This is a genomic window from Pseudomonas sp. Leaf58 (assembly GCF_003627215.1).
Classification (GTDB): Bacteria; Pseudomonadota; Gammaproteobacteria; order Pseudomonadales; family Pseudomonadaceae; genus Aquipseudomonas.
On record NZ_CP032677.1, the window covers coordinates 1,588,820 to 1,614,097 of the forward strand.

The 25,278-nt window shown below is 63.2% G+C and carries 20 protein-coding genes and 4 tRNA genes; 22 read left to right on the plus strand and 2 right to left on the minus strand.

Annotation, left to right across the window (positions count from 1 at the left end; translation table 11 throughout):
- Positions 1 to 31 precede the first annotated feature (31 nt).
- Together DV532_RS07455 and DV532_RS07460 are read right to left on the minus strand one after the other, a co-directional pair.
- The gene (locus DV532_RS07455) at positions 32 to 3,328 is read right to left on the minus strand and encodes a PAS domain S-box protein (protein WP_056797319.1); all 3,297 of its coding nucleotides are present in this window, start codon (positions 3,326 to 3,328) and stop codon (positions 32 to 34) included.
- Between the two features lie 61 nt (positions 3,329 to 3,389).
- Positions 3,390 to 4,268, minus strand: a complete 879-nt coding sequence (locus tag DV532_RS07460) for a LysR family transcriptional regulator (RefSeq protein ID WP_056797322.1) — start codon at positions 4,266 to 4,268, stop codon at positions 3,390 to 3,392.
- Between the two features lie 130 nt (positions 4,269 to 4,398).
- On the opposite strand from DV532_RS07460, the gene leuC reads away from it, so the two are divergent.
- From leuC to DV532_RS07575, 22 genes are all read left to right on the plus strand, one after another.
- The gene (leuC, locus tag DV532_RS07465) at positions 4,399 to 5,832 is read left to right on the plus strand and encodes a 3-isopropylmalate dehydratase large subunit (protein WP_056797330.1); all 1,434 of its coding nucleotides are present in this window, start codon (positions 4,399 to 4,401) and stop codon (positions 5,830 to 5,832) included.
- On the plus strand, positions 5,829 to 6,473 hold the full coding sequence (gene leuD, locus DV532_RS07470; protein WP_056797332.1) for a 3-isopropylmalate dehydratase small subunit: 645 nt from the start codon (positions 5,829 to 5,831) through the stop codon (positions 6,471 to 6,473). Before leuC ends, leuD begins: the two co-directional genes overlap by 4 nt.
- A gap of 110 nt (positions 6,474 to 6,583) precedes the next feature.
- Positions 6,584 to 7,348 carry a class I SAM-dependent methyltransferase gene (locus DV532_RS07475; RefSeq protein ID WP_056797335.1) on the plus strand — a complete coding sequence of 255 codons (765 nt, stop codon included), beginning with the start codon at positions 6,584 to 6,586 and terminating at the stop codon, positions 7,346 to 7,348.
- A 54-nt stretch (positions 7,349 to 7,402) separates the two neighbouring features.
- On the plus strand, positions 7,403 to 8,485 hold the full coding sequence (gene leuB, locus DV532_RS07480; RefSeq protein ID WP_056797339.1) for a 3-isopropylmalate dehydrogenase: 1,083 nt from the start codon (positions 7,403 to 7,405) through the stop codon (positions 8,483 to 8,485).
- Between the two features lie 63 nt (positions 8,486 to 8,548).
- Complete coding sequence (asd, locus tag DV532_RS07485; protein WP_056797343.1) at positions 8,549 to 9,661, plus strand: aspartate-semialdehyde dehydrogenase; 1,113 nt, start codon at positions 8,549 to 8,551, stop codon at positions 9,659 to 9,661.
- A 692-nt stretch (positions 9,662 to 10,353) separates the two neighbouring features.
- Positions 10,354 to 10,518, plus strand: a complete 165-nt coding sequence (locus DV532_RS30190; RefSeq protein WP_156676012.1) for a hypothetical protein — start codon at positions 10,354 to 10,356, stop codon at positions 10,516 to 10,518.
- Between the two features lie 39 nt (positions 10,519 to 10,557).
- The gene (locus DV532_RS07500; RefSeq protein ID WP_056806213.1) at positions 10,558 to 11,562 is read left to right on the plus strand and encodes an aspartate-semialdehyde dehydrogenase; all 1,005 of its coding nucleotides are present in this window, start codon (positions 10,558 to 10,560) and stop codon (positions 11,560 to 11,562) included.
- Positions 11,563 to 11,633: 71 nt separating this feature from the next.
- Entirely contained in the window at positions 11,634 to 14,351 is a 2,718-nt protein-coding gene (locus DV532_RS07505) for a FimV/HubP family polar landmark protein (RefSeq protein WP_056806216.1), read from the plus strand.
- A 101-nt stretch (positions 14,352 to 14,452) separates the two neighbouring features.
- Complete coding sequence (gene truA, locus DV532_RS07510) at positions 14,453 to 15,313, plus strand: tRNA pseudouridine(38-40) synthase TruA (protein ID WP_056806218.1); 861 nt, start codon at positions 14,453 to 14,455, stop codon at positions 15,311 to 15,313.
- A 61-nt stretch (positions 15,314 to 15,374) separates the two neighbouring features.
- Positions 15,375 to 15,995, plus strand: coding sequence for a phosphoribosylanthranilate isomerase (locus DV532_RS07515; RefSeq protein WP_056806219.1), 621 nt, complete (start codon positions 15,375 to 15,377; stop codon positions 15,993 to 15,995).
- A 233-nt stretch (positions 15,996 to 16,228) separates the two neighbouring features.
- Positions 16,229 to 17,122: an acetyl-CoA carboxylase, carboxyltransferase subunit beta gene (gene accD, locus DV532_RS07520; RefSeq protein WP_056806220.1), complete on the plus strand. Its 894-nt coding sequence runs from the start codon at positions 16,229 to 16,231 to the stop codon at positions 17,120 to 17,122.
- Positions 17,122 to 18,429, plus strand: coding sequence for a bifunctional tetrahydrofolate synthase/dihydrofolate synthase (gene folC, locus DV532_RS07525; protein ID WP_056806221.1), 1,308 nt, complete (start codon positions 17,122 to 17,124; stop codon positions 18,427 to 18,429). Before accD ends, folC begins: the two co-directional genes overlap by 1 nt.
- Positions 18,413 to 19,063 (plus strand): SPOR domain-containing protein, encoded by a 651-nt coding sequence (locus DV532_RS07530; RefSeq protein WP_056806222.1) that lies wholly within the window; start codon positions 18,413 to 18,415, stop codon positions 19,061 to 19,063. The genes folC and DV532_RS07530 overlap by 17 nt, the downstream gene beginning before the upstream one ends.
- A gap of 198 nt (positions 19,064 to 19,261) precedes the next feature.
- Positions 19,262 to 19,819, plus strand: coding sequence for a CvpA family protein (locus DV532_RS07535; protein WP_013971612.1), 558 nt, complete (start codon positions 19,262 to 19,264; stop codon positions 19,817 to 19,819).
- 42 nt (positions 19,820 to 19,861) lie between these two features.
- On the plus strand, positions 19,862 to 21,367 hold the full coding sequence (gene purF / locus DV532_RS07540) for an amidophosphoribosyltransferase (RefSeq protein ID WP_056806223.1): 1,506 nt from the start codon (positions 19,862 to 19,864) through the stop codon (positions 21,365 to 21,367).
- A 16-nt stretch (positions 21,368 to 21,383) separates the two neighbouring features.
- Positions 21,384 to 22,595, plus strand: coding sequence for an O-succinylhomoserine sulfhydrylase (locus DV532_RS07545; RefSeq protein ID WP_056806225.1), 1,212 nt, complete (start codon positions 21,384 to 21,386; stop codon positions 22,593 to 22,595).
- A complete protein-coding gene (locus tag DV532_RS07550) occupies positions 22,592 to 23,365 on the plus strand; it encodes an SDR family oxidoreductase (protein ID WP_056806228.1) in 774 nt (257 codons plus the stop codon). Before DV532_RS07545 ends, DV532_RS07550 begins: the two co-directional genes overlap by 4 nt.
- 198 nt (positions 23,366 to 23,563) lie before the next feature.
- Positions 23,564 to 23,639: transfer RNA gene (locus DV532_RS07555), tRNA-Val, on the plus strand.
- Positions 23,640 to 23,705: 66 nt separating this feature from the next.
- A tRNA-Asp gene (locus DV532_RS07560) sits at positions 23,706 to 23,782 on the plus strand.
- Positions 23,783 to 23,882: 100 nt separating this feature from the next.
- Positions 23,883 to 23,959, plus strand: a tRNA-Asp gene (locus tag DV532_RS07565).
- A gap of 141 nt (positions 23,960 to 24,100) precedes the next feature.
- A tRNA-Asp gene (locus DV532_RS07570) sits at positions 24,101 to 24,177 on the plus strand.
- A gap of 200 nt (positions 24,178 to 24,377) precedes the next feature.
- Positions 24,378 to 25,208 (plus strand): DUF2242 domain-containing protein, encoded by an 831-nt coding sequence (locus DV532_RS07575; protein WP_056806229.1) that lies wholly within the window; start codon positions 24,378 to 24,380, stop codon positions 25,206 to 25,208.
- The last annotated feature ends 70 nt before the right edge of the window (positions 25,209 to 25,278 follow it).

Consider the following 25,278-nt stretch of genomic DNA (forward strand, 5'->3'; position numbering starts at 1 on the left):
GCCCTTCACGGGTTCCGACAAAGGGTTCGCGTCAGTAATCGGCGGGGGCTTCCAGCAACATCTGCCGAAACTCCGGTAGCGGCAATGGCCGGCTGTGCAGATAGCCCTGATACAAGTGGCAGCCCAGCCGCTCCAAAAACTCCAGCTGCTCAGTCAGCTCCACCCCTTCGGCAATCACCGTCAGCTCCAGGCTACGGGCCATGGCGACGATGGCGCGGACGATCTCGGCGTCGTTGGGGTCAATCGGTGCGTCGCGCACGAACGTCTGGTCGATTTTCAGCGTATCTACCGGCAAACGCTTCAAATAGGTCAGCGAGGAATAACCGGTGCCGAAGTCATCCATGGCAAAACTTACCCCGTAACGCTTCAACTCACGCATTTTGCTGATGGTATCTTCGAGGTTCTGGATAACGATGCCTTCGGTGATTTCCAGCTTCAGCATCTGCCGTGGCAGGCGGTAGTCATCCAGGCTGCGCAGCACCCGCCCGACAAAGTCGTTCTGGCGGAATTGCCGCGGGCTGATGTTCACGCACAGGCTGAAATCATCGGCGTCGATCAGCCCGTCGCCCAGCATGCGGGCGCAGGCGTCACAAGCTTCGTCGAGAATCCAGCTGCCAACCTCCAGGATCAGGCCGCTTTCTTCCAGCACTTGGATGAATTGCGCGGGCGGTTGCTGGCCCAGCTGTGGGTGGTGCCAGCGCAGCAGCACCTCGGCCCCGACGATACGGTTGTCGCGGGCGTCCACCTGTGGCTGAAAGTGCAGCGCCAGTTCGCCGCGGGCCAGGGCCAGGCGCAGGTCGTTTTCCATGCGCAGGCGCTCGCTGGCGGCCTTTTGCATGGTGGTGTGGAACAGCTGGGTGGTGTTGCGCCCGGAATCCTTGGCCCGGTACAGGGCGATGTCGGCGCGCTTGAGCAGGTCGGCTGGGGTGGCACCGTGGTCAGGGATCAGCGCCACGCCGATGCTGGGCGTCACCTGCAGGCGCTGGCCATCCAGCGACATCGGCTCGGCCAGCAGTTCACGCAGGGTGTCGGCCAGTTCGCGAACCTTTTCTTCGACCAGCTCGCGGCTGCCTTCCAGGCCGCTGAGCAAGACCACGAACTCATCGCCACCCAGGCGCGCCACGGTGTCTTCCAGGCGCACGCTGGCTTCCAGGCGGGCGGTGATGATTTTCAGCACCGTATCGCCCACCGGGTGGCCCAGCGAGTCGTTGATGTGTTTGAAATGGTCAAGGTCAAGGAACAGCAGGGCGCCGCGCAGGTTGTGGCGCTTGAGCAGGGCGATCTGCTGGCTCAGGCGGTCCATCAGCAGGGCGCGGTTGGGCAGGTTGGTCAGCGGGTCGTGATAGGCCAGATGGCGAATCTGCGCTTGGGCATTTTTCAGCTGGCTGACATCCCGGGCGGTCAGCAGCAGGCAATCCACCTCGTTGAGGTTAATCGGCTCCACCGACACCTCCACAGTGAGGATATCGCCCCGTTTATTGCGCCCGAGCATCTCGCGGTGGTGCACCCGGCCGCGCTCGCGCAACTCGGCCAGCAGGGCGCCGCGCTGCTTGTCGTCGGCCCAGATGCCAATTTCGTACACTGTGTGGCCCACCACTTCGGCAGCGCTGTAGCCGGTCAGGCGGCAGAAGCCGTCGTTGATTTCCAGGTAGCGGCCGCTGTGGCGTTCGGTGATGGTGATGGCGTCGGGGCTGGAGTGGAAGGCCTTGGCGAACTTCTCCTCGCTGGACTTCAGCGCCGCCTCGGCCCGCTGCTGCTGGGTGATGTCGCGCAGGGTGGTAACGCTACAAGGCTGGTCGTCGACGGTGATAAGGCGGCTGGAAATCACGCAGGTCAGCGGGGTGCCATTGTGGTGATTGACCACCACCGCGACATTGCTCAGGGCTTGCTCGCGGATTACCCGTTCGATGCGTTGCGCGCGCTCGATCGACTCGGCCCACAAGCCGATTTCCTCAGCGGTGCGGCCGATCACCTGGTCGGTGCCCCAACCAAAGGTCTGAGTGAAGGCCGGGTTGATCTCGATGAACTGGCCGGTGTCTTGGCGGGTGACGCAAATGGGGTCGGGGCTGACTTGGAACAGGCTGGCGAACTTCTCCTCAGAGGCGCTCAGGCGCTGTTCGCGCTCCACTTGGTCGGTGATGTCGAGCAAGGTGCCGGCCATGCGCAGCGGGTTGCCCTGGTCGTCGCGGTACAGCCGGGCACGGCTTTCGATGTAGCGCGAGATGCCATTTTCCAGCTGCACCCGATAGGTGATCTGGTAGTTGCCGGCCGGCCCTTCACGCAAGCTGCGATAGGCCTGGCGCATCACGTTGCGCTCCTGCTCCGGTACCCCTTCGAAAAAGGCGTCGAACGATTCGTGAAAGGGGGTGGGCGGCAGGCCGTGCAGCTGCGCAGCGCGGGCCGAGCCATAGAGCATGCCGCTGGGGATATGCCAGTCCCAGGTGCCCAGCTGTGCCGAGTCCAGGGCCAGGTCCAGGCGTTCCTGGCTGTCCTTCAGGGCCTGCTCGGCGCGTTTGCGTTCAGTGGTATCGATAAAGGTGCTGAGGAGGAAGGTCACGCCCTCCAGTTCGATACCCTGGGTGCAGAGGATGCCGTCATGCACCTTGCCGCTGGTGGCGCGAAACTGCACTTCCAGGATCAGCGGGCCGCTGTTGGTCCGGGTCGACTCCATCAGTTGGTGGCGCTGTTCGGGGTTGACCCACAGGCCCAGCTCCAGGCTGGTCTTGCCGATCACCTGGCTGCCGGGCCAGCCGAACATATCCTCGAAATGCTGGTTGACCTCGAAAATCATGCCGTCATGCCGGCGGGTCAGCAAAATGGCGTTGGGGCTGAGGTGAAACAGGGTAGCGAAGCGTTTTTCCGAATTGATCAGCGCCGTTTCCCGCTCGCGCTGGCGGGTGATCTCACGGATTACCCCGATCATCTGCGGCCGGCCATGCGGGTCGTGGGTCAGGCTGCCGTTGATCTCCAGCCAGTGCAGGCTGCCGTCCGGCCAACGAATGCGGTGGCGCATGGCCTGTTCTACCGGTTCGCCGTTGACCACGGCCTGGAATACCTGGCGCGTGCGGGCGCGGTCCTCCTCGGGCAGCAGGTCGAGGTAGTCGACGTCGGCGGGTAGCGGGCGCTGCGGGTCGAAGCCAAATAGCGCCTGGGTGCCGCGTGACCAGCTGACCCGGCCGCTTTCGATATCCCACAGCCAGGCACCCAGGCGCGCGCCGTTGAGCGCGGCCAGCAGTTGCGGGGCGTTCTGCCAGGCCTGTTCCGACGCCTGGGGGTCGGCCGCTGATATACGCGGCAGGCGCAAAAAACGCTTTGCTGATTTGGGCATCGGTACCAGACCTTTGGCGTGTGACGCGTCCTTGGAGTTGGAATACCGGGCTGACAGCCGGTCAGGCGGGCCCTGCGTGGCTGTCGAGCAGGGCCATGAATGCCCTGGCCGCGTTCGATAGCGTACGCTCCGTGTGCAAAATGTAGCCTAGCTGGCGCGACAGCTGTATGCCGGGCAAGGCGATGGGTGCAACCTGTTCGTCGAGCATGGTGCGCGGCAGTACGCTCCAGGCCAGGCCGATCGACACCATCATCTTGATGGTTTCCAGGTAGTTGGTGCTCATGGCGATGTTCGGCGTCAGGCCCTGGCTTTCGAACAGGCGCTGGACAATATGGTGGGTAAAGGTGTTGCCGCCGGGGAACACCGCCGGGTGGCGGGCAACGTCGGCCAGGCTGACCGCCTGGTTGTTGGCCAGCGGGTGCTCGGGGGCGGCCACGAAGTCCAGGGCGTCGTCCCACACCGGCACCGCCTGGACCAGGTGGTGCGGCTCGGGCGCCAGGGTGATCACGGCAATTTCGGCGCGGCCATGCAGAATCTCGTCGTAGGCCTGTTCCGAATCCATGAACTGAATATCCAGCGCCACCGCTGGGTATTGACGGGTGAATGCCCGCAATAGCGGGGGCAGGCGGTGCAGGCCGATGTGATGGCTGGTGGCCAGGGTTAGGCGACCACTCACTTCCCCGGTCAAATTGGTCAGCGCCCGGCGGGTATCATCAAGCACATTGAGAATCTGGTAGGCCCGTGGCAACAAGGCGCGCCCGGCCTCAGTCAAGGTCACCTCGCGGCCCAGGCGGTCGAACAGGCGCACGTCCAGTTGCTGCTCCAGGCCGGCGATGCGTTTGCTGATGGCCGGCTGGGTCAAGTGCAGGCGCTCCCCCGCGCCAGAGAAGCTGCCGGTTTCGGCGATGGCGATAAAGGCGCTGAGGTTGGCCAGGTCCATAGCTTGAATTCCTGATGGTTATGCAAAGCATGAAAATTATGAATTTGAGTTATTCAATCTATCGCCATAGCATCGTCCGTACAAGCCAAGGGGTCTTTGGCATAGAAAGACGCTGATGAGGAACAGTCTGATGGCTGGCAAAACGCTCTACGACAAACTCTGGGAAGCCCATGAGGTCAAGCGCCGCGATGACGGCTCGTCCTTGATCTACATCGACCGCCACATCATTCATGAAGTGACGTCGCCCCAGGCCTTCGAAGGCCTGCGCCTGGCCAACCGCAAACCGTGGCGCATCGACACCAATATCGCCACCCCCGACCACAACGTGCCGACCACGCCAGAGCGCAAGGGCGGTATCGACGCCATCGTCGACCAGGTGTCGCGCCTGCAGGTGCAGACCCTCGACGAGAACTGTGACGAATACGGCATCGTCGAATTCAAGATGAACGACGAACGCCAAGGCATCGTCCACGTCATCAGCCCTGAGCAGGGTGCCACCTTGCCGGGCATGACCGTGGTCTGCGGCGACTCGCACACCTCCACCCATGGCGCCTTCGGTGCCTTGGCCCACGGCATCGGCACTTCGGAGGTGGAGCATGTGCTTGCCACCCAGTGCCTGGTCGCCAAAAAGATGAAGAACATGCTGGTGCGCGTGGAAGGCCAATTGCCTGCCGGCGTTACCGCCAAGGACATCGTCCTGGCCGTGATCGGCAAAATCGGCACCGCCGGTGGCAACGGCCACGCCATGGAGTTCGCGGGCAGCGCCATCCGCGAATTGTCGATGGAAGGCCGCATGACCATCTGCAACATGTCCATCGAGGCCGGCGCCCGCGTTGGCCTGGTGGCCACCGACGCCACTACCATTGCATACGTCGAAGGCCGCCCGTACGCGCCGAAGGGCGAGCAGTGGAAGCAAGCGGTCGAATCGTGGAAAGACTTGGTCTCGGATGACGACGCCGTGTTCGACACCGTGGTCGAACTGGACGCTGCGCAGATCAAGCCGCAGGTCAGCTGGGGCACCTCGCCCGAGATGGTGCTGGCCGTCGACCAGCGCGTGCCCGACCCGGCTGCCGAAGCCGACCTGGTCAAGCGTGGTTCGATCGAGCGCGCCTTGAAGTACATGGGCCTCACCGCCAACCAGGCGATCACCGATATCCAACTGGACCGCGTGTTCATTGGCTCGTGCACCAACTCGCGTATCGAAGACCTGCGCGCCGCGGCGGAAATCGCCAAGGGCCGCAAAGTGGCCGCTACCGTCAAGCAGGCCATCGTCGTACCAGGCTCGGGCCTGGTCAAGGCTCAGGCCGAGCGTGAAGGCCTGGACAAGATTTTCCTCGAAGCCGGTTTTGAATGGCGTGAACCCGGCTGCTCGATGTGCCTGGCGATGAACCCGGACCGCCTGGAGAGTGGCGAGCACTGCGCGTCCACCTCCAACCGCAACTTCGAAGGCCGTCAGGGCGCCGGTGGCCGTACCCACCTGGTCAGCCCGGCCATGGCCGCCGCCGCTGCGGTAACCGGCCACTTCATCGATGTCCGCGAGTTGATCCAAGGGAGTGCAGCATGAAAGCCTTTACCCAGCACAGTGGCCTTGTCGCGCCGTTGGACCGTGCCAACGTCGACACCGACCAGATCATCCCCAAGCAGTTCCTCAAGTCGATCAAGCGCACCGGCTTTGGCCCCAACCTGTTCGACGAGTGGCGTTACCTGGACGTAGGCCAGCCCTACCAGGACAACAGCAAGCGCCCGTTGAATCAGGAATTCGTGCTCAATCACCCACGCTACCAGGGGGCCAGCGTGTTGCTGGCGCGGGAAAACTTTGGTTGCGGCTCCAGCCGTGAGCACGCCCCTTGGGCGCTGGACGAGTACGGCTTCCGCAGCGTGATCGCGCCGAGCTTTGCCGACATCTTCTTCAACAACAGCTTCAAGAACGGCCTGCTGCCGATTATTCTCAGCGATGAAGAAGTCGACGAGCTGTTCAAGCAGGTCGAGGCCAACCCCGGTTATCAGCTGACCATCGACCTGCAGGCGCAGGCGGTGACCCGCCCGGATGGCAAGGTGCTGCACTTCGAGATCGATGCGTTTCGCAAGCACTGCCTGCTCAATGGCCTGGACGATATCGGCCTGACCCTGCAGGACAGCGACGCAATCAAGGCCTTCGAAGGCAAGCACCGCGCCGCACAGCCTTGGCTGTTCCGTGATGCCTGAGTGATGTAGTCGCGTTTGCTGGCCTCTTGCAAGGGTTGCGTACTCCTGTAGGAGCGGGTTTACCCGCGAAGAGGCCGGTACAGGCAATAAAAAACCAAAAGGATTGACACATGACCAGCACCCAGCACACCGACGTGGTCCAACGCCAGTTCGGCGAACAGGCCAGCGCCTACCTCAGCAGCGCCGTGCACGCCCAGGGCAGCGAGTTCGCCCTGCTGCAGGCAGCGCTGGCGGGGCAGGGCAATGCTCGCGTGCTAGACCTGGGCTGCGGTGCCGGTCATGTCAGCTTCCATGTCGCCCCGCTGGTCGCTGAAGTGGTCGCTTATGACCTTTCGCAAGCCATGCTCGACGTGGTCGCCAGTGCCGCCGCCGAACGCGGCCTGGCCAATATCATGACCGAGCGTGGTGCCGCCGAGCGCCTGCCGTTCGCCGACGCTTCGTTCGATTATGTCTTCAGCCGCTACTCGGCCCACCATTGGAGCGACCTGGGCCTGGCCCTGCGCGAAGTGCGTCGGGTGCTCAAGCCGGGTGGTGTGGCGGCCTTCATCGACGTGATGTCGCCGGGCAGCCCGTTGCTCGACACCTACCTGCAAACGGTCGAAGTGCTGCGTGACACCAGCCACGTGCGCGACTACTCCGCCGCCGAATGGCAGCGCCAGGTCAGCGAGGCCGGCCTGCATGTGCGCAGCCACAGCCGCCAGCCGCTGCGCCTGGAGTTCGGCAGCTGGGTCGAGCGCATGCGTACCCCCGAGCCGATGCGGGTGGCCATCCTCCATTTGCAGCAAGCCATGGGTGAAGAAGTACGGCAGTATTACCAGATCGAGGCCGATGGCTCGTTCAGCACCGATGTGCTGGTGTTATGGGCCGAGCGTTAAGAACTTTTCAGTGTGGCCCACTTGGCCGCGCTGCGTGAATGGATAGAGGAAAGCATGAGCAAGCAGATTCTGATTCTCCCAGGTGACGGTATCGGCCCGGAAATCATGGCCGAGGCGGTCAAGGTGCTGGCGCTGGCCAACGACAAGTTCCAGCTCGGCTTCAACCTGGAGCACGACGTGATTGGTGGCGCCGCCATCGACAAGCACGGTGTGCCGCTGGCCGATGAAACCCTGGAGCGTGCGCGCCAAGCCGATGCCGTGCTGCTGGGCGCCGTGGGCGGGCCGAAGTGGGACAAGATCGAGCGTGACATTCGCCCTGAGCGCGGCTTGCTGAAAATCCGTTCGCAACTGGGCCTGTTCGCCAACCTGCGCCCGGCCATCCTCTACCCGCAATTGGCCGATGCCTCTTCGCTCAAGCCAGAGATTGTCTCGGGCCTGGACATCCTTATCGTCCGCGAACTGACTGGCGGTATTTACTTCGGTGCCCCGCGTGGCCAGCGCGAGTTGGAAGGCGGCGAGCGCCAGGCCTACGACACCCTGCCGTACAGCGAAAGCGAAGTGCGCCGCATTGCCCGTGTCGGCTTCGACATGGCCCGCGTACGTGGCAAGAAGTTGTGCTCGGTGGACAAGGCCAACGTGCTGGCCTCCAGCCAGCTGTGGCGTGAAGTGGTCGAAGAGGTGGCCAAGGATTACCCGGATGTGGAGCTGAGCCACATGTACGTCGACAACGCCGCCATGCAGCTGGTGCGTGCACCCAAGCAGTTCGACGTGATGGTGACCGACAACATGTTCGGTGACATTCTGTCGGATGAGGCTTCCATGCTGACCGGTTCCATCGGCATGCTGCCTTCGGCGTCGCTGGATGCCAACAACAAGGGCATGTACGAGCCTTGCCACGGCTCGGCACCGGACATCGCTGGCCTGGGTATCGCCAACCCGCTGGCGACCATCCTGTCGGTGTCGATGATGCTGCGTTACAGCTTCAATCAGTCGGCCGCCGCCGAAGCGATCGAGAAGGCTGTGAGCCAAGTTCTGGACCAGGGCTTGCGCACCGGCGACATCTTCTCGGAAGGCTGCCGCAAAGTTGGTACGCAGGAAATGGGCGACGCAGTAGTCGCAGCGTTGCGGAATCTGTAATCTCTCTGGCCCGCCACCCACAATTCCCGGTGGCGGCCCACTTTTAGCAAAGGTGTAGTTGCGATGAAACGTGTAGGTCTGATCGGTTGGCGCGGTATGGTCGGTTCCGTGCTCATGCAGCGGATGCTGGAGGAGCAGGATTTCGACCTTATCGAGCCGGTGTTCTTCACCACCTCCAATGTCGGTGGCCAAGGCCCGAACGTGGGCAAGGATACTGCTCCGCTCAAGGACGCTTATTCGATTGAAGAGCTCAAGACCCTCGACGTGATCCTGACCTGCCAGGGCGGCGACTACACCAACGAGGTCTTCCCCAAGCTGCGTGAAGCCGGCTGGCAGGGTTACTGGATCGACGCCGCTTCGTCCCTGCGCATGCAGGATGATGCGGTCATCATTCTCGACCCGGTCAACCGCAAGGTCATCGACCAGCAGCTGGATGCCGGTACCAAGAACTACATCGGCGGCAACTGCACCGTCAGCCTGATGCTGATGGGCCTGGGTGGCCTGTTCGAAGCTGGCCTGGTCGAGTGGATGAGCGCCATGACCTACCAGGCGGCCTCGGGGGCCGGCGCGCAGAACATGCGCGAGCTGATCAAGCAGATGGGGGCTACCCATGCTGCCGTTGCCGATGACCTGGCCAACCCGGCCAGTGCCATCCTCGACATCGACCGCAAGGTTGCCGAGGCCATGCGCGGCGAAGCGTTCCCGACCGAGAACTTCGGCGTGCCGCTGGCAGGCAGCCTGATCCCGTGGATCGACAAGGAATTGCCGAACGGCCAAAGCCGTGAAGAGTGGAAGGCCCAGGCCGAAACCAACAAGATCCTCGGCCGCTTCAAGAGCCCGATCCCGGTCGACGGCATCTGTGTGCGCATCGGCGCCATGCGTTGCCACAGCCAGGCACTGACCATCAAGCTGAACAAGGACGTGCCGATCGCCGACATCGAAGGCATGATCAGCCAGCACAACCCTTGGGTGAAGCTGGTGCCTAACCAGCGTGAAATCAGCATGCAGGAGCTGAGCCCAACCAAGGTTACCGGTACCCTGAACATCCCGGTTGGCCGCCTGCGCAAGCTGAACATGGGTTCGCAGTACCTGGGTGCGTTCACCGTGGGTGACCAGCTGCTGTGGGGCGCTGCCGAGCCGCTGCGCCGCATGTTGCGGATTCTGCTGGAGCGTTGATCGTTCTGGTTTGACTGAAAACCCGTGCTGGCGACAGCGCGGGTTTTTTATTTTCGGCCCTTGCTCAGCTCGACTCGGTGTTGCTTGTTGCTTGTTGCTTTTGCTTCTAAGCGCGCGATAGTTCAGGCAACACAGATTGCGACTTCAGGAGGCCGAGCGAAGGGCTTGCGGAGGGAGGTGACGGGCATGGATGCCCGTCAAGCGCTGAGGCCCCATGGATGGGGCCTGCAGCGCGTACTCCCGGGAGCAAGCCCGTAGCGAGGGGACCCCGGAGCGCAGCGTAGGGGCCGAATGATGGGAGCCAGCGTTTTTTGGTTACTTTTTGTCGCGTTTGACAAAAAGTGACCCGCCGTAAGGGCGGAAGGGTGACTGAGCGCCACCTTCGGCAATGAATGTTGACCTTGTTGTCAAAGCCTATGCCCGAAAAGCGAAAAGCGAAAAGCGAAAAACGAAAGCGGGATAGCGCTGGTTTTTCTATTGCGCATAGTCCAGCTGCAATGGCGACGCTAACTCACCTTTTCGCCCTTACGGCGAGTCACTTTTTGTCAAACGCGACAAAAAGTAACCAAAAAACGCTGCGCTCCCATCATCCGGCCCCTACGCTGCGCTCCGGGGTCCCCTCTCTCCGGCCTTGCTCCCGGGAGGACCGCGCTGCAGGCCCCATCCTGGGGCCCAGCGCTTGACGGGCATCCATGCCCGTCACCTCCCTCCGCAAGACCTGCGTTCAGCCTCCTGAAGTCGCGAAGATCAAGATCAAGATCAAGATCAAGATCAAGATCAACGGCAACGGCAACGGCAACAGCAACAGCAACAGCGAGGTTTGGGGCAGCACAGACAAAACCCTACAATCCGAGTAAAGTGCCGCCCCCGCCGTTTTCAGCAAAAGGACCCCTTCCATGACACACCCTTTGGATATCGCCGTCGTTGGCGCCACCGGCAGCGTCGGTGAAGCCTTGGTGCAGATCCTCGAAGAGCTCGATTTTCCGGTCGCTACCCTGCACCTGCTGGCCAGCATGGAATCGGCGGGCAGCAGCGTGATGTTCGCCGGCAAGAAACTGAAGGTGCGCGAAGTGGACAGTTTCGACTTCGCCCAGGTCAAGCTGGCCTTCTTCGCTACCGGCGCCGCGGTTAGCCGCAGCTTCGCCGGCAAGGCGCTGCAGGCGGGTTGCACGGTCATCGATCTGTCCGGCGGGCTGGACGACGCGTTGGCCCTGGTGCCTGAAGCCAACGCCGAGCGCCTGGCCGGCCTGGCGCTGCCGGCACGCATTGTCAGCCCGTGTTCGGCTGCAGTTGCCTTAGCGGTCGCATTGGCGCCACTCAAGGGCCTGCTGGACATCGAGCGGGTGCAGGTGATGGCCGCGCTGGCGGTGTCTGCGCAAGGCCGTGAAGCGGTCACCGAGCTGGCCCGGCAAACCGCCGAGCTGCTCAATGCGCGGCCGCTGGAGCCGCGCTTCTTCGACCGTCAGGTGGCGTTCAACCTGCTGGCCCAGGTCGGGGCCGCCGATGAACAAGGCCATACAGCGCTGGAACGCCGCCTAGTCAGCGAGCTGCGTGTGCTGCTGGGCCTGCCTGAACTGAAGATTTCCGTGAGCTGCGTTCAAGTCCCGGTGTTTTTTGGCGATAGCTTCAGTGTGGCGGTACAGAGCCGTCGCCCGGTCGATCTGCAGGCGATCAACCAGGCCCTCGAGGCGGCCGACAGCATCGAGCTGGTGGAACGTGATGATTATCCGACCCCGGTAGGTGACGCAGTCGGCCAAGACGTGGTCTATGTTGGTCGTGTACGGCACGGTGTTGATGAAGACCAGCAGCTCAACCTCTGGCTAACTACTGACAACGTGCGCAAAGGCGCCGCGCTCAATGCGGTGCAAGTGGCGCAATTGTTGATTAAACACATGCCGTAAAAGATACTGGCGAGCACTATTGTCCTGCTCCGCATGCAGGTTTCAGGACGCTTCATACAAGGGAAGAGGTCATGCTTCGAATTCGCAAACTGGTTCTGGCCATGGCTGCAGCCTCCGCGCTGTCGTCGGGCATGGCGAATGCCTTGGGTTTGGGGGAGCTGACCCTTAAGTCGGCACAGAATCAGCCACTGGACGCTGAGATCGAACTGCTCGACGTGCGCGACCTCACCGCCGCCGAAGTGGCGCCGAGCCTGGCGCCGCCGGAAGAGTTCAGCAAGGCCGGGGTGGCGTTCCCGACGTACCTCGAAGACCTCACCTTTACGCCGGTGATCAACCCCAACGGCAAGAGCGTGTTACGGGTTACCTCCAGCCAGCCGCTGCCGGGCTCGGTGGTGAAGTTCCTGGTTCAGGTGATGTGGCCGCAGGGCCGCTTGCTGCGCGACTACAGCGTGCTGCTCGACCAGGCCCAGGCCCAAGGCGACAAGCCGGCGGCGGGCAATGTCGCACCGGCGGTAACCGGGGCCAGCAGCTACACCACCCAGCGTCGTGACACCTTGTGGCAGATTGCCGCGCGCAACACCCAAGGGGGGTCGATCCAGCAGACCATGATCGCGATCCAGGCGCTGAACCCGGACGCCTTCATTGGCAACAACATCAACCAGCTGAAGGTTGGCCAGGTATTGCGCCTGCCCGACCAGCAGCAGGTCCAGAGCATCGCCCAAGGCGAGGCCAACAGCGAAGTGGCCGAGCAGTACGCCGCCTGGCGTGAAGGCCGACGCCTGGGGCCACGTGCCCGTCAGTTGGATGCCACCCGCCGCGGGGCCGCCGAGGCAACCCCGGCGCGCATCGCCCAGGGCGACAACCTGCGCCTGGTCAGCCCGGGCAGCCGGGCAGGTGCCGGCCAGGGCAAGGCGCTCAACGACAAGCTGGCTGTGGCCCAGGAAAGCCTGGACACCAGTCGGCGCGACAACGAAGAGCTGCAGAGCCGCATGGCCGACCTGCAAAGCCAGCTGGACAAATTGCAGCGCTTGATCGAGCTGAAAAACAACCAGCTGGCGCGTCTTGAAGCCCAGGGCGTAACCGTGCCGGCGCCCGCGGCGGATGCCCCGGTGGAAGAGCAACCAGCGCCTGTCGCCGATGCCGCACCTGCCGCCGCAGCTGAAGCCGGGCCTGCTGACAAGGCTGCGCCTGTGGGCGAGCCGCGCAGTGCCGTTGACGACATCATGGGCAACCCGTTGTTGCTTGGTTTGATTGCCGGTAGCGCGTTCCTCGTGCTGCTGCTTCTGCTGTTGCTGCTGGCGCGCAAGCGCAAGGCCCAGCAAGAAGCGGAGAAGCACCTGCGCATGGCGCGCGCGCTGGAGGAAGAGCAGGGCGCAGATTTTGATATCGACCGTGAGAGCCTCGATGGTGTTGATGTTTCGGCGCCGAGCGTGACCCTGTCGCCAGCTGTGGTGGCCGCCTCGGCCGCCGCCGCCGCTGCCGCAGACAAACCAGCAGTCGCCGAACCCGAGTTGCAGGCAGATCCGCACGCCACGCTGCTGGCGGAAGTCGAGCAAAGCCTGGCCGAAGGCCGCCTGAACCATGCCGCCGACCTGCTGGAGCCCGCCGTGGCTGCCGCGCCGGAGCGTGACGATCTGCGCCTGAAGCTGATGGACGTGTATGCCCGCCAGGGTGACCAGAGCGCCTTCGGTGAGCAGGAGCGCAAGTTGCCGGCCACCGAGCAGAACACCGCTGAAGTCTCTGGGTTGAAGGCGCGCTACCCGGCCATGCTGGGCCTGGCGGCTGCCGGCCTGGGTGCCGCAGCGCTGGCGGCCGAAATGGATGAGCAGTACGTTCAGGAACTGCTGCTGGATCAGCCTGAGGCGCCGGTGGTTGCCGACGTGGTGGCTGAGCAAGCGCCGGAACTCGAACCTGATGCACTGGCAGAACCTGAGCTGGTCGCGTCGGCGGAGCCTGAGGCAGCGGTCGAGCCTGAAACCGAGGTCGATGCTTTCGCTGATGTGCCGACCCTCGACGCACCGGATTTGGACAGTGCCTTCGACTTGGCCCTGGGTGAAGACCTGCCCGAAGAAGACCCGCTGGCAGCGCCGTCGCTTGACGAGCCGCTGGCGCAAGAACCTGTGCTGGACGAGCCGGTACTGCAACAACCGGTACTGGATGAGCCCGCCTTGGAAGAGGTTCAGCCAGAGGAAGCGCCATTTGCCCTGGACGCCGAGCTGCAAGCCGACGCCGATTTCGAAGCTATGTTGGCCCAGGCCGAGCCACAGCCAGCCGTGGACTTGTCCGATTTCGACCTCGATGTCAGCGAGCCGGTTACCCCGGCCGCTCCGGACGCGGTCGCAGAGGCCCCGGTAGATGTCGCCGCCGAGCTGGCGGCCTTCGACAGCGAGCCCGCATTCGACCCGCTGTCCGAGTTCGACCTGCCGTCCGACTTCGACCTGTCGCTGTCGCTGGAAGACGATTCGCCGGCCGCCAAGAGCTTTGCTTCGGAGCTGAACGACGTCAACGCCGAGCTGGACAAGTTGTCGCAAAACCTCGAGTCGCCGTCGCTGGAGCCGCACTTCACCACGGAAGACGCGGTTGCCCAGCCAGAGCCCGAGCCGTTGGACGACCTGGACTTCGACTTCTTCTCTGGCAGCGACGAAGTGGCCACCAAGCTTGACCTGGCACGCGCCTATATCGACATGGGCGACAACCAGGGTGCGCGGGACATCCTCGACGAAGTGGTCAAGGATGGCGATAACAACCAACGCCAGGAAGCCGAAGACATGCTTTCCCGCTTGGTTTGATCCGCGAAGAGGCCCCGAAAAGCAGTGCACATTCAGCGGCAGCCCTACACGGCTGCCGTTGTCGTTATAATCCCCGCCATTTCGTACACCCCACAGGTTTCATGCTCTTGGACATCATCGACACCGCCGCCGCTGAATCCGCGGCCGAAGGCTACTCCCGCATCGCCCTGGGCGTGGAATACAAAGGCGCGCGTTACCGTGGCTGGCAACGCCAGGCCAGTGGCGTGCCCAGTGTTCAGCAGGCGCTGGAGCAAGCGCTGTCCACGGTGGCCAACGAGCCGATTTCGGTAATTTGCGCCGGGCGCACCGATGCCGGTGTACACGGCTGCGGGCAGATCGTGCACTTCGACACCAGCGCCGTGCGTGACGAGCGCGCCTGGACCATGGGCACTAACTTCAACCTGCCCCATGACATCAGCGTGGTCTGGTCGCGGCCAATGCCGGCCGACTTCCATGCTCGCTTCAAGGCCTGTGCCCGGCGTTACCGCTACGTCATCTACAACGACCCGATCCGCCCGGCGCACCTGGCTGAGGAAGTCACCTGGAACCACCGCCCGCTGGATGTCGAGCGCATGGCCGAAGCCGCGCAGTATTTGCTCGGTACCCACGACTTCAGCGCCTTCCGTGCCAGCCAGTGCCAGGCCAAGTCGCCGATCAAACACATCTATCACCTGCGCGTCACTCGCCACGGCCAGATGATCGTGCTGGATGTTCGCGCCACCGCCTTCCTGCACCACATGGTGCGTAACATTGCCGGTGTATTGATGGCCATCGGCGCTGGCGAGCGCCCGGTCAGCTGGGCGCGTGAGGTGCTGGAAGGGCGTAATCGCCGCGAAGGCGGGGTCACGGCGCACCCGTATGGGCTTTACCTGGTGCAGGTGGAGTACCCCGAGGAGTATGTACTGCCCAAGCGTTACATCGGCCCACACTTTTTGACGGGCTACGAGGCATTGGCAGACTGACGGACGAAAAGTCATTTGCTAACATCCGGCCTTTCACCGTAACAAGCAGGGTTCGCTGTCCATGAGCAATGTTCGCAGCAAGATCTGCGGGATTACCCGCATCGAAGACGCATTGGCCGCTGCCGCAGCGGGGGCCGATGCCATCGGCTTGGTCTTCTATGCCAAAAGCCCGCGTGCCGTGAATGTGCGCCAGGCACGGGCGATCATCGCCGAGCTGCCGCCATTCGTGACCACGGTCGGGCTGTTCGTCAACGCCTCGCGTTGCGAGCTTGAAGAGATCCTCGAAGTGGTTCCGCTGGACCTGCTACAGTTCCACGGCGACGAAACCCCTCAGGACTGCGAAGGCTACCACCGCCCCTGGATCAAAGCCCTGCGCGTGCGCCCGGGCGACGACCTTGAGGCAGCCTGCCAGCTGTACGCCGGTGCCCGGGGCATTCTGCTGGATACTTACGTAGCCGGTGTGCCCGGGGGCACCGGTGAAGCGTTCGATTGGTCATTGGTGCCGGCGCGCCTGAGCAAGCCCATTATCCTGGCGGGCGGGCTGTCGGCCGACAATGTCGGCCAGGCCATTGCCCAGGTACAGCCTTATGCGGTGGATGTCAGTGGCGGCGTGGAGCAGGCCAAGGGCATCAAGGATGCCGCGAAGATCGAGGCGTTCATGCGTGCGGTAAAGCAGGCGTAATGGCAGATGTGACGGCTGGCTGCGCGCCATCGTCCATAGCTATCGCAGCCCTCCGGGGCAGCCGCCTGTGCATGCGTCTATGCAGGGGCGGCAGAACAACACATTAACGGTGGAGTGGCGCGCTGGCAGGTCCAGCGGCCGGTCCATCATCGTTTCATAAAAGATTGTGAGCTCAAGGGCAGGGCAGGGCTGGCGACACCGGCCCCCGCCTGCCGATACTGGAGAAAGAAAGCATGAGCAACTGGTTAGTCGACAAACTGATCCCTTCGATCATGCGTTCCGAGGTGAAGAAGAGCTCGGTGCCTGAAGGCCTGTGGCACAAGTGCCCCGCCTGCGAGGCCGTGCTGTATCGTCCGGAGCTGGAAAAGACCCTGGATGTCTGCCCCAAGTGCAACCACCACATGCGTATCGGCGCACGTGCACGTATCGACATCTTCCTCGACGCCGAAGGCCGTGCCGAGCTTGGCGCCGAGCTGGAGCCGGTCGACCGCCTGAAGTTCCGTGATGGCAAGAAGTACAAGGACCGTTTGACCGGTGCCCAGAAGCAGACCGGCGAAAAAGACGCACTCATCTCCATGAGCGGCACCCTGATGGGCATGCCGATCGTGGTCAGCGCCTTCGAGTTCTCGTTCATGGGCGGCTCCATGGGTGCCATCGTCGGCGAACGTTTCGTGCGTGCCGCCAACTACGCCCTGGAGCACCGCTGCCCGATGGTCTGCTTCTCCGCTTCGGGCGGTGCGCGCATGCAGGAAGCGCTGATCTCGCTGATGCAGATGGCCAAGACTTCGGCGGTGCTGGCGCGCCTGCGCGAAGAAGGCATCCCGTTCATCTCGGTGCTGACCGACCCGGTGTACGGTGGTGTTTCCGCCAGTTTGGCCATGCTCGGTGACGTGATCGTCGGCGAGCCGAAGGCGCTGATCGGCTTCGCCGGCCCGCGCGTGATCGAGCAGACCGTGCGCGAAAAGCTGCCAGAAGGCTTCCAGCGCAGCGAGTTCCTGCTGGAGCACGGCGCCATCGACCTGATCATTTCCCGTGGCGAACTGCGCCCGCGTCTGGCCCGCCTGCTGGCGCAGATGACCGGTCAGGAAACCCCGGAACAAGCGCTTGAGGCGGCAGCTGTCGCGTGATGAAACAACGAACCCTGGGCGAATGGCTCGCCTACCTCGAGCAGTTGCACCCCTCGGCCATCGACATGGGCCTGGGGCGGTCGCAGCAGGTGCTGGCCCGGCTGGCGCTGGGCAAGCTGGCGCCACGCGTGGTGACGGTCACCGGCACCAACGGCAAGGGCTCGACCTGCGCCTTCGTGGCCTCGCTGCTGCGTGCCCAGGGGCTGAAGGTCGGCGTGTACAGCTCGCCGCACCTGTTGCGTTACAACGAGCGAGTGCTGATCGATGGCCAAGAGGCCAGCGATAAGCGCCTGTGCGAAGCCTTCGCTGCCGTCGAGGCGGCGCGGGGCGATATTTCCCTGACCTATTTCGAGATGGGCACCTTGGCCGCATTCTGGTTGTTCTACCAGTCGCAGCTGGATGCCGTGGTGCTCGAAGTGGGCCTTGGTGGCCGCTTGGACACCGTAAACGTGGTGGATGCCGACTTGGCCCTGGTGACCAGCATTGGCGTCGACCATGTCGATTACCTGGGTGATACCCGCGAGTTGGTGGCGTTCGAGAAGGCTGGCATTTTCCGTGCGGGCAAACCGGCCCTGTGCGGCGACCTGGACCCACCCCAGCCGTTGCTGGACAAGGCTGCCGAACTGGCTGCGCCGTTGTTCCTGCGCGGGCGTGATTTCGACCTGGCCAGTGCCGATGGCCACTGGAACTGGCGCGGTACGGCGGCGGATGGTGGGCAGGTAGAGTTGCGCGACCTGCCGTTGCTCGACCTGCCCATGGAGAACGCCACGCTGGCCCTGCAGGCCTACCTGCTGATGGGCTTGCCCTGGGACGCTGGGCAAATTCGCCAGGCGTTGCTGGACACCCGCATCACCGGGCGCCTCGACCGGCGGCTGTTGCACTGGCAGGGCATGCCGGTGCAGCTGCTGCTGGATGTCGGGCACAACCCGCACGCCGCAGCGTACCTGGCTCGGCGCCTGGCTGCTGGGCCGCTCAAGGGGCGTCGTCTGGCCGTGTTCGGCCTGCTCGCCGACAAGGACCTGAGCGGTGTTGTCGCGCCGTTGCTGGGGCTGGTCGACGACTGGGCCGTGGCGCCGCTGGACACCCCGCGCAGCCGTCCGGCTGCGGAGCTGGCCACGGCCTTGACGAACCTCGGTGCCACAGTGAAGTCTTATGCCAGCGTCGACGCCGCCCTTGAAGGGCAATGTGCGCAGGCGACGGCGGATGACCAGATCTTGCTGTTCGGTTCGTTTTTCTGTGTCGCCCAGGCGCTGGAATGGCTGGCGCGGCACGCCCAGGAGGGTGGAGTAGATGGCAGTGCTGGATAAAGGGATGAAACAGCGCATGGTGGGTGCGCTGGTGCTGGTGGCGCTGGCGGTGATTTTCTTGCCGATGCTGTTCACCCGCGAGGACGAGATGCGCCAAGTGCGCGTCGAAGCCCCCCAGGCACCGGCAATGCCTAGCCTACCGGAAGTGAAGGTGGAGCCGGTTGTGGTGCCGGAGCCGCAGGTCATCCCGGAGCAGCCCCAGCAGGCGCCGGTGGTGGTCAACGAGTCAACTGCGCCGGCCAGCACGCCCAGCCAGCCAATCACGCCGTCGCCGCAAACCCAGGTGCAGGTCCAGCCGGCCAAGCCGCAGGCGCCCGCGCCAGCGGCCAAAGTCGAGGCCAAGCCTGCTGCAGCGCCAGCGCCAGCCGCGCCCTCGAAAATCGACGTCAATGGCCTGCCGGTCAGCTGGTCGATTCAGTTGGCCAGTCTGTCCAACCGCGCCGGTGCCGAAAAGCTCCAGCAAACCTTGCGTAGCCAAGGTTATAACGCCTATATCCGCTCGGCAGGTGGCATGAACCGGGTGTATGTGGGGCCGCTGATCGAGCGTGCGGAGGCTGAGCGCGTGCGTGACGCGATCAACCGCCAGAACAGCCTCAAGGGCTTTGTGGTGCGCTTCCAGCCCGAGCGCAGCTGATATCGCTGGGGCGGCTTTGCCGCCCATCGTCGGCAAGCCAGCCCCCACCCCGACCGCGCCTGCCTCAAGCCATGGGCAATCCCTGTGGGGGCTGGTTTGCCGGCGATTAAGTCAACCCCAATCAACCTGACATTCCGCTTACCCAAGCCCCTGCCGCTCTGGTAAAATGCGCCGCCTCAAACGTCTGCAGGCAGCACCGTGGCATTTACCCTGGTTGATTGGGCGATCATCGCGATCATCGCCGTCTCCACACTGATCAGTCTCAAGCGCGGCTTCGTCAAGGAAGCCTTGTCCTTGCTCATCTGGATCATTGCCGGTGCGGTTGCCTGGATGTTCGGCGGTTCGCTCTCGGTGTATCTTGAAAGCTACATTCAAACACCGTCGATGCGCGTCATCGCTGGCTGCGCCATTCTTTTCGTCGCCACCTTGCTGGTGGGGGCCATGATCAACTTCCTCATCGGTGAGCTGATCCGTGTGACCGGGCTGTCCGGCACCGATCGTTTCCTGGGCATGGCCTTCGGCGCCGCGCGCGGGGCCTTGCTGGTGGTGGTGGCCATCGGGCTGATTAGCCTGGGGCCGGTTCAACAAGACACCTGGTGGCAGGAATCACGCCTGATACCACAATTTCTCTTGGTCGCCGATTGGTCGAAAAACCTGATCCTGGGTTTTACAGGCCAGTGGACACCGAGTGGGCTGATCGGCACTCCGGCTGATCTTCCGTTCAAGGAACAGTTGCTCGGGCCGGCAAAGCCCTGAGCGCTATTCACTCAAGTTTCGTCAATGTAGGGGTTGCGTCGCATGTGTGGCATCGTCGGTATCGTCGGTAAGTCGAACGTCAATCAGGCGCTGTATGACGCGCTTACGGTCCTCCAGCACCGCGGCCAGGACGCTGCCGGTATCGTGACCAGCCATGACGGCCGGTTGTTCCTGCGCAAGGATAATGGCCTGGTGCGCGATGTCTTCCAGCAGCGCCATATGCAGCGCCTGGTCGGCAGCATCGGCATTGGCCACGTGCGCTACCCAACTGCGGGCAGCTCGACCTCGGCCGAAGCCCAGCCGTTCTATGTCAACTCCCCGTACGGCATCACCCTGGCACACAACGGCAACCTGACCAACGTCGAACAGCTGGCCAAGGAGATCTACGAGTCCGATCTGCGCCACGTCAACACCAACTCCGACTCGGAAGTGCTGTTGAACGTGTTCGCCCACGAGCTGGCGGTGCGCGGCAAGCTGCAGCCGACCGAAGAGGACGTGTTTGCCGCTGTTTCCCACGTGCACAGCCGCTGCGTTGGCGGTTACGCCGTGGTGGCGATGATCACCGGCTACGGCATCGTCGGCTTCCGCGACCCCAACGGCATCCGCCCAGTAGTATTCGGCCAGCGTCACACCGACGAAGGCGTGGAGTACATGATCGCCTCGGAAAGCGTGGCCCTGGACGTGCTCGGTTTCACCCTGATCCGCGACCTGGCGCCGGGCGAAGCGGTGTACATCACCGAAGAAGGCCAGCTGTTCACCAAGCAGTGCGCGACCAACCCGCAATTGCAGCCGTGCATCTTCGAGCACGTCTACCTGGCCCGCCCGGACTCCATCATGGACGGCGTGTCGGTGTACAAGGCCCGTCTGCGCATGGGCGAAAAACTGGCTGACAAGATTACCCGCGAGCGGCCTGAGCACGATATCGACGTGGTCATCCCGATCCCGGACACCAGCCGCACGGCTGCGCTGGAGCTGGCCAACCGCCTGGGCGTGAAGTTCCGCGAAGGCTTCGTCAAGAACCGTTACATCGGCCGTACCTTCATCATGCCTGGCCAGGCCGCGCGCAAAAAGTCGGTCCGCCAGAAGCTCAACGCCATCGAGCTGGAATTCCGCGGCAAGAACGTGATGCTGGTGGACGACTCGATCGTGCGCGGCACCACCTGCAAGCAGATCATTCAGATGGCCCGTGAAGCCGGCGCCAAAAATGTCTATTTCTGCTCCGCAGCCCCAGCAGTACGCTACCCCAACGTCTACGGCATCGACATGCCGAGTGTTCACGAACTGATCGCCCACAACCGTACCACCGAACAGGTGGCCGAGTTGATCGGCGCCGACTGGCTGGTCTACCAGGACCTGCCGGACCTGATCGACTCGGTCGGTGGCGGCAAGGTCAAGATCGATCACTTCGATTGCGCGGTATTCAATGGTGAGTATGTCACTGGCGATATCGACGACGCCTACCTCGAGCGTATCGAGCAGGCGCGTAATGACCTGGCCAAGGTCAAGAACCAGGCAGTCAGCGCGATCATCGACCTCTACAACAACTGATTTGGGGAGCGACGGCATGACGGATCAATGGGATGCCGGGCGACTGGACAGTGACCTCGAGGGTGTCGGTTTCGACACCCTGGCGGTGCGCGCCGGTCAAAACCGTACGCCGGAGGGCGAGCACAGCGAAGCGCTGTTCCTGACCTCCAGTTATGTGTTCCGCACGGCGGCCGATGCCGCTGCGCGCTTTGCCGGCGAAACGCCGGGTAATGTCTATTCGCGCTACACCAACCCGTCGGTGCGTGCCTTCGAGGAGCGCCTGGCGGCCATGGAAGGCGCCGAGCAGGCCGTGGGCACCTCCACCGGCATGGCGGCGATCCTGGCCGTGGTGATGTCGCTGTGCAGCGCCGGTGACCACGTGCTGGTTTCGCAGAGTGTGTTCGGCTCGACCATCAGCCTGTTCGAGAAGTACTTCAAGCGCTTTGGCCTGCAGGTGGACTACGTGCCACTGGTCGACCTCAGCGGCTGGGAAAAAGCCATCAAGGCCAATACCAAGCTGCTGATCGTCGAGTCGCCGTCCAACCCGCTGGCCGAGCTGGTCGATATCACCGCGCTCAGCGAAATCGCCCATGCCCATGGCGCTATGCTGGTGGTGGACAACTGCTTCAGCACCCCGGCGCTGCAGCAGCCGCTGAAGTTGGGTGCCGACATCGTGTTCCACTCGGCCACCAAGTTCATCGACGGCCAGGGCCGCTGCATGGGTGGCGTGGTTGCCGGCCGTGCCGAGCAGATGAAAGAAGTGGTGGGCTTCCTGCGTACCGCAGGCCCAACCCTCAGCCCGTTCAACGCCTGGATTTTCACCAAGGGGCTGGAAACCCTGCGCCTGCGCATGCGTGCGCACTGCGAAAGCGCCCAGGCACTGGCCGAATGGCTGGAGCAGCAGGAGGGCGTGGAGAAGGTGCATTACGCCGGCCTGCCGAGCCACCCGCAGCACGAACTGGCCAAGCGCCAGATGAGTGGCTTTGGTGCGGTGGTCAGCTTCGAGGTCAAGGGTGGCAAGGAGGGCGCGTGGCGCTTTATCGACGCTACCCGGGTGATTTCCATCACCACCAACCTGGGTGACAGCAAGACCACCATCGCCCACCCAGCCACCACCTCCCACGGTCGCTTGGCGCCGCAGGAGCGTGAAGCTGCCGGTATCCGCGACAGCCTGATCCGTGTTGCCGTGGGCCTGGAAGACGTGGCTGACCTGCAGGCCGACCTGGCACGCGGGCTGGCGGCACTGTGATCGAAATTGGCGGTAGCACGCCCGGCCACAACGGCCGGGTAGCCCTGGTTACCGGTGCCGCGCGCGGCATCGGCCTGGGCATTGCCGCCTGGCTGATCTGTGAAGGTTGGCAGGTGGTGCTCAGCGACCTCGACCGCCAACGCGGCGGCAAGGCAGCCAAGGCCCTGGGTGACAATGCCTGGTTCATCACCATGGACGTGGCCGACGAGGCCCAGGTCAGTGCTGGGGTGTCCGAGGTGCTGGGGCAGTTTGGCCGCCTGGACGCGCTGGTGTGCAATGCGGCCATTGCCAATCCACACAACCAGACCTTGGAAAGCCTGAGCCTGGCGCAGTGGAACCGCGTGCTGGCGGTAAACCTCAATGGCCCGATGCTGTTGGCCAAGCATTGTGCGCCGTACCTGCGGGCGCACAATGGGGCGATCGTCAACCTTACCTCCACCCGGGCGCGGCAGTCCGAGCCTGACACCGAGGCCTATGCGGCGAGCAAGGGTGGCCTGGTGGCCTTGACCCATGCCTTGGCCATGAGCCTGGGCCCGGAGATCCGCGTCAATGCGGTGAGCCCAGGCTGGATCGATGCCCGTGACCCCTCACAGCGCCGTGCCGAGCCATTGACCGAAGCCGACCATGCCCAGCACCCAGCGGGCCGGGTAGGGACCGTGGAAGACGTGGCGGCCATGGTGGCATGGTTGCTGTCACGCCAGGCGGCGTTCGTTACCGGTCAGGAGTTCGTGGTCGATGGCGGTATGAGCCGCAAGATGATCTACACCTGAGCAGTCTGCTCATCCTGTACCGGCCTCTTCGCGGGTACAGGAGCTGTAGGAGCGGGTTTACCCGCGAAGAGGCCGGTACAGGCAAGCGAACCGCTTTTGTCTTTTTTGAAAAAAATTCAATGGGGCTATTGACTTAGCTTCACCACCTGCGTAAATTTCGCGGCCTCAGCGAAGCAAACGCAACAAGCAACATCGCGAGGGTGATTAGCTCAGCCGGGAGAGCATCTGCCTTACAAGCAGAGGGTCGGCGGTTCGATCCCGTCATCACCCACCACTTCCTGAGATGTTCCTGGTGCATCAGGTTTCGCAAGAAGCCGATAGCCAGAGAGGAACGCACTGCGCAGCGGTAGTTCAGTCGGTTAGAATACCGGCCTGTCACGCCGGGGGTCGCGGGTTCGAGTCCCGTCCGCTGCGCCATTTTTTAGTAACAGATGGGTGCTTGGCATCGGTCTGAAGCCACGAGGCAACATGCCTCGGGCTGATCCCAGTTTCACTCAGGCGCAAGCCTGAACGATACGCAGCGGTAGTTCAGTCGGTTAGAATACCGGCCTGTCACGCCGGGGGTCGCGGGTTCGAGTCCCGTCCGCTGCGCCATCTTCGCTTCAAGGCCCTTTGAACACCTTGAAGCAAACACAAGAGAAGCGATCACGTTATCGCTTTTTTTGTGCCTGCCCTGAGGCCATCTGGCCGGAAGGGTAGACCCAGGTTTCAATCGGGCGAAAGCCTGAATGATACGCAGCGGTAGTTCAGTCGGTTAGAATACCGGCCTGTCACGCCGGGGGTCGCGGGTTCGAGTCCCGTCCGCTGCGCCATCTTCGCCTCGAGGCCCCTTGAACGCCTCGAAGCACGAAAAAGCGACCTTTGGGTCGCTTTTTTCGTTTCTACGCCTGGCAATTCCCTGTCTTGGTCCCAGATTTACACGAACCTGACAGACTCTTCACCGACCAGCGGTTTCAGTGTCTGCCCGCGGTGTTGCACAATAGGCACCTTATTGACATCCCCGGAATTCGCAATGACCAGATCATCCGTCTTTGGTGCGCTCGGGCTGGCCCTGGTGCTGGCGGGCGTGAGCGGTTGTTCCTCAAAAAAAGCCGCTGTCTACGAGCACGAAAACTTCGACGACTCGGGCACCTTCTCGCGCAGCTTCCCCGTCAGCGATGCTGGCTCCTGTGAGGCTGCCCGGCGTGCCTTGCTCAGCCAGGGCTACATCATCACCAGCAGTGGCGCCAACCAGGTGATGGGCAACAAGAGCTTTCAGCAGAACAGCGAAAACCACATGCAGATCAGCTTCAACGTCACCTGCGCGCCAGATGTGAGTGACGAGCAGCGTTCGACCATGTTTGCCAACGCCCTGCAAGACCGCTACGCCCTGAAAAAGTCCAACACTTCCGCCAGCCTTGGCGTAGGTGTACTGGGGTCGGTGTCGATGCCGATTGGCTCCAGTGACGACTCGATGGTCAAGGTGGCCAGCGAAACAGTGACCGCAACGCAGTTCTACGACCGTTATTTCGCTTTGGTAGAAAGCTACCTGCCTAAGCCCAAGCCGAAGAAGGTAAGCAAGGCCGAGGCCGAGGCGCCAGCGCCCAAGGTGGAAAAGCCGGCCGTTGACCTGGGCTTGCCAGAGCAGGCCGCGGCGGCACCGGTGGCACCAGCCCCGGCGCCTGCATCTTTGGTTGAAGCGGCGCCAGCCCCGTCTGCCGTTGCCCCGGCCAGCGAGGCAGTAGCCGCGCCGGTGGTGGATGACAGTCAGGGCTCGCAGCCGGTTGCGCCGCCAGTGGAGGCAGCGCCGATTCAGGTGCAGCAAGAGGCCCAGCCTGCCGAGACCGCATCCCCCGCCCTTTGATGGGTTGCCTGTACCGGCCTCTTCGCGGGCACAGGCTGCAAACATTCCCTGTTACAGAAGCCCGGACATA

Coding starts and splice junctions, on each gene's coding strand:
- DV532_RS07455 (WP_056797319.1), bottom strand. CDS start 3,328: ATGCCCAAATCAGCAAAGCGTTTTTTGCGCCTGCCGCGTATATCAGCG.
- DV532_RS07460 (WP_056797322.1), bottom strand. CDS start 4,268: ATGGACCTGGCCAACCTCAGCGCCTTTATCGCCATCGCCGAAACCGGC.
- leuC (WP_056797330.1), top strand. CDS start 4,399: ATGGCTGGCAAAACGCTCTACGACAAACTCTGGGAAGCCCATGAGGTC.
- leuD (WP_056797332.1), top strand. CDS start 5,829: ATGAAAGCCTTTACCCAGCACAGTGGCCTTGTCGCGCCGTTGGACCGT.
- DV532_RS07475 (WP_056797335.1), top strand. CDS start 6,584: ATGACCAGCACCCAGCACACCGACGTGGTCCAACGCCAGTTCGGCGAA.
- leuB (WP_056797339.1), top strand. CDS start 7,403: ATGAGCAAGCAGATTCTGATTCTCCCAGGTGACGGTATCGGCCCGGAA.
- asd (WP_056797343.1), top strand. CDS start 8,549: ATGAAACGTGTAGGTCTGATCGGTTGGCGCGGTATGGTCGGTTCCGTG.
- DV532_RS30190 (WP_156676012.1), top strand. CDS start 10,354: ATGCCCGTCACCTCCCTCCGCAAGACCTGCGTTCAGCCTCCTGAAGTC.
- DV532_RS07500 (WP_056806213.1), top strand. CDS start 10,558: ATGACACACCCTTTGGATATCGCCGTCGTTGGCGCCACCGGCAGCGTC.
- DV532_RS07505 (WP_056806216.1), top strand. CDS start 11,634: ATGCTTCGAATTCGCAAACTGGTTCTGGCCATGGCTGCAGCCTCCGCG.
- truA (WP_056806218.1), top strand. CDS start 14,453: ATGCTCTTGGACATCATCGACACCGCCGCCGCTGAATCCGCGGCCGAA.
- DV532_RS07515 (WP_056806219.1), top strand. CDS start 15,375: ATGAGCAATGTTCGCAGCAAGATCTGCGGGATTACCCGCATCGAAGAC.
- accD (WP_056806220.1), top strand. CDS start 16,229: ATGAGCAACTGGTTAGTCGACAAACTGATCCCTTCGATCATGCGTTCC.
- folC (WP_056806221.1), top strand. CDS start 17,122: ATGAAACAACGAACCCTGGGCGAATGGCTCGCCTACCTCGAGCAGTTG.
- DV532_RS07530 (WP_056806222.1), top strand. CDS start 18,413: ATGGCAGTGCTGGATAAAGGGATGAAACAGCGCATGGTGGGTGCGCTG.
- purF (WP_056806223.1), top strand. CDS start 19,862: ATGTGTGGCATCGTCGGTATCGTCGGTAAGTCGAACGTCAATCAGGCG.
- DV532_RS07545 (WP_056806225.1), top strand. CDS start 21,384: ATGACGGATCAATGGGATGCCGGGCGACTGGACAGTGACCTCGAGGGT.
- DV532_RS07575 (WP_056806229.1), top strand. CDS start 24,378: ATGACCAGATCATCCGTCTTTGGTGCGCTCGGGCTGGCCCTGGTGCTG.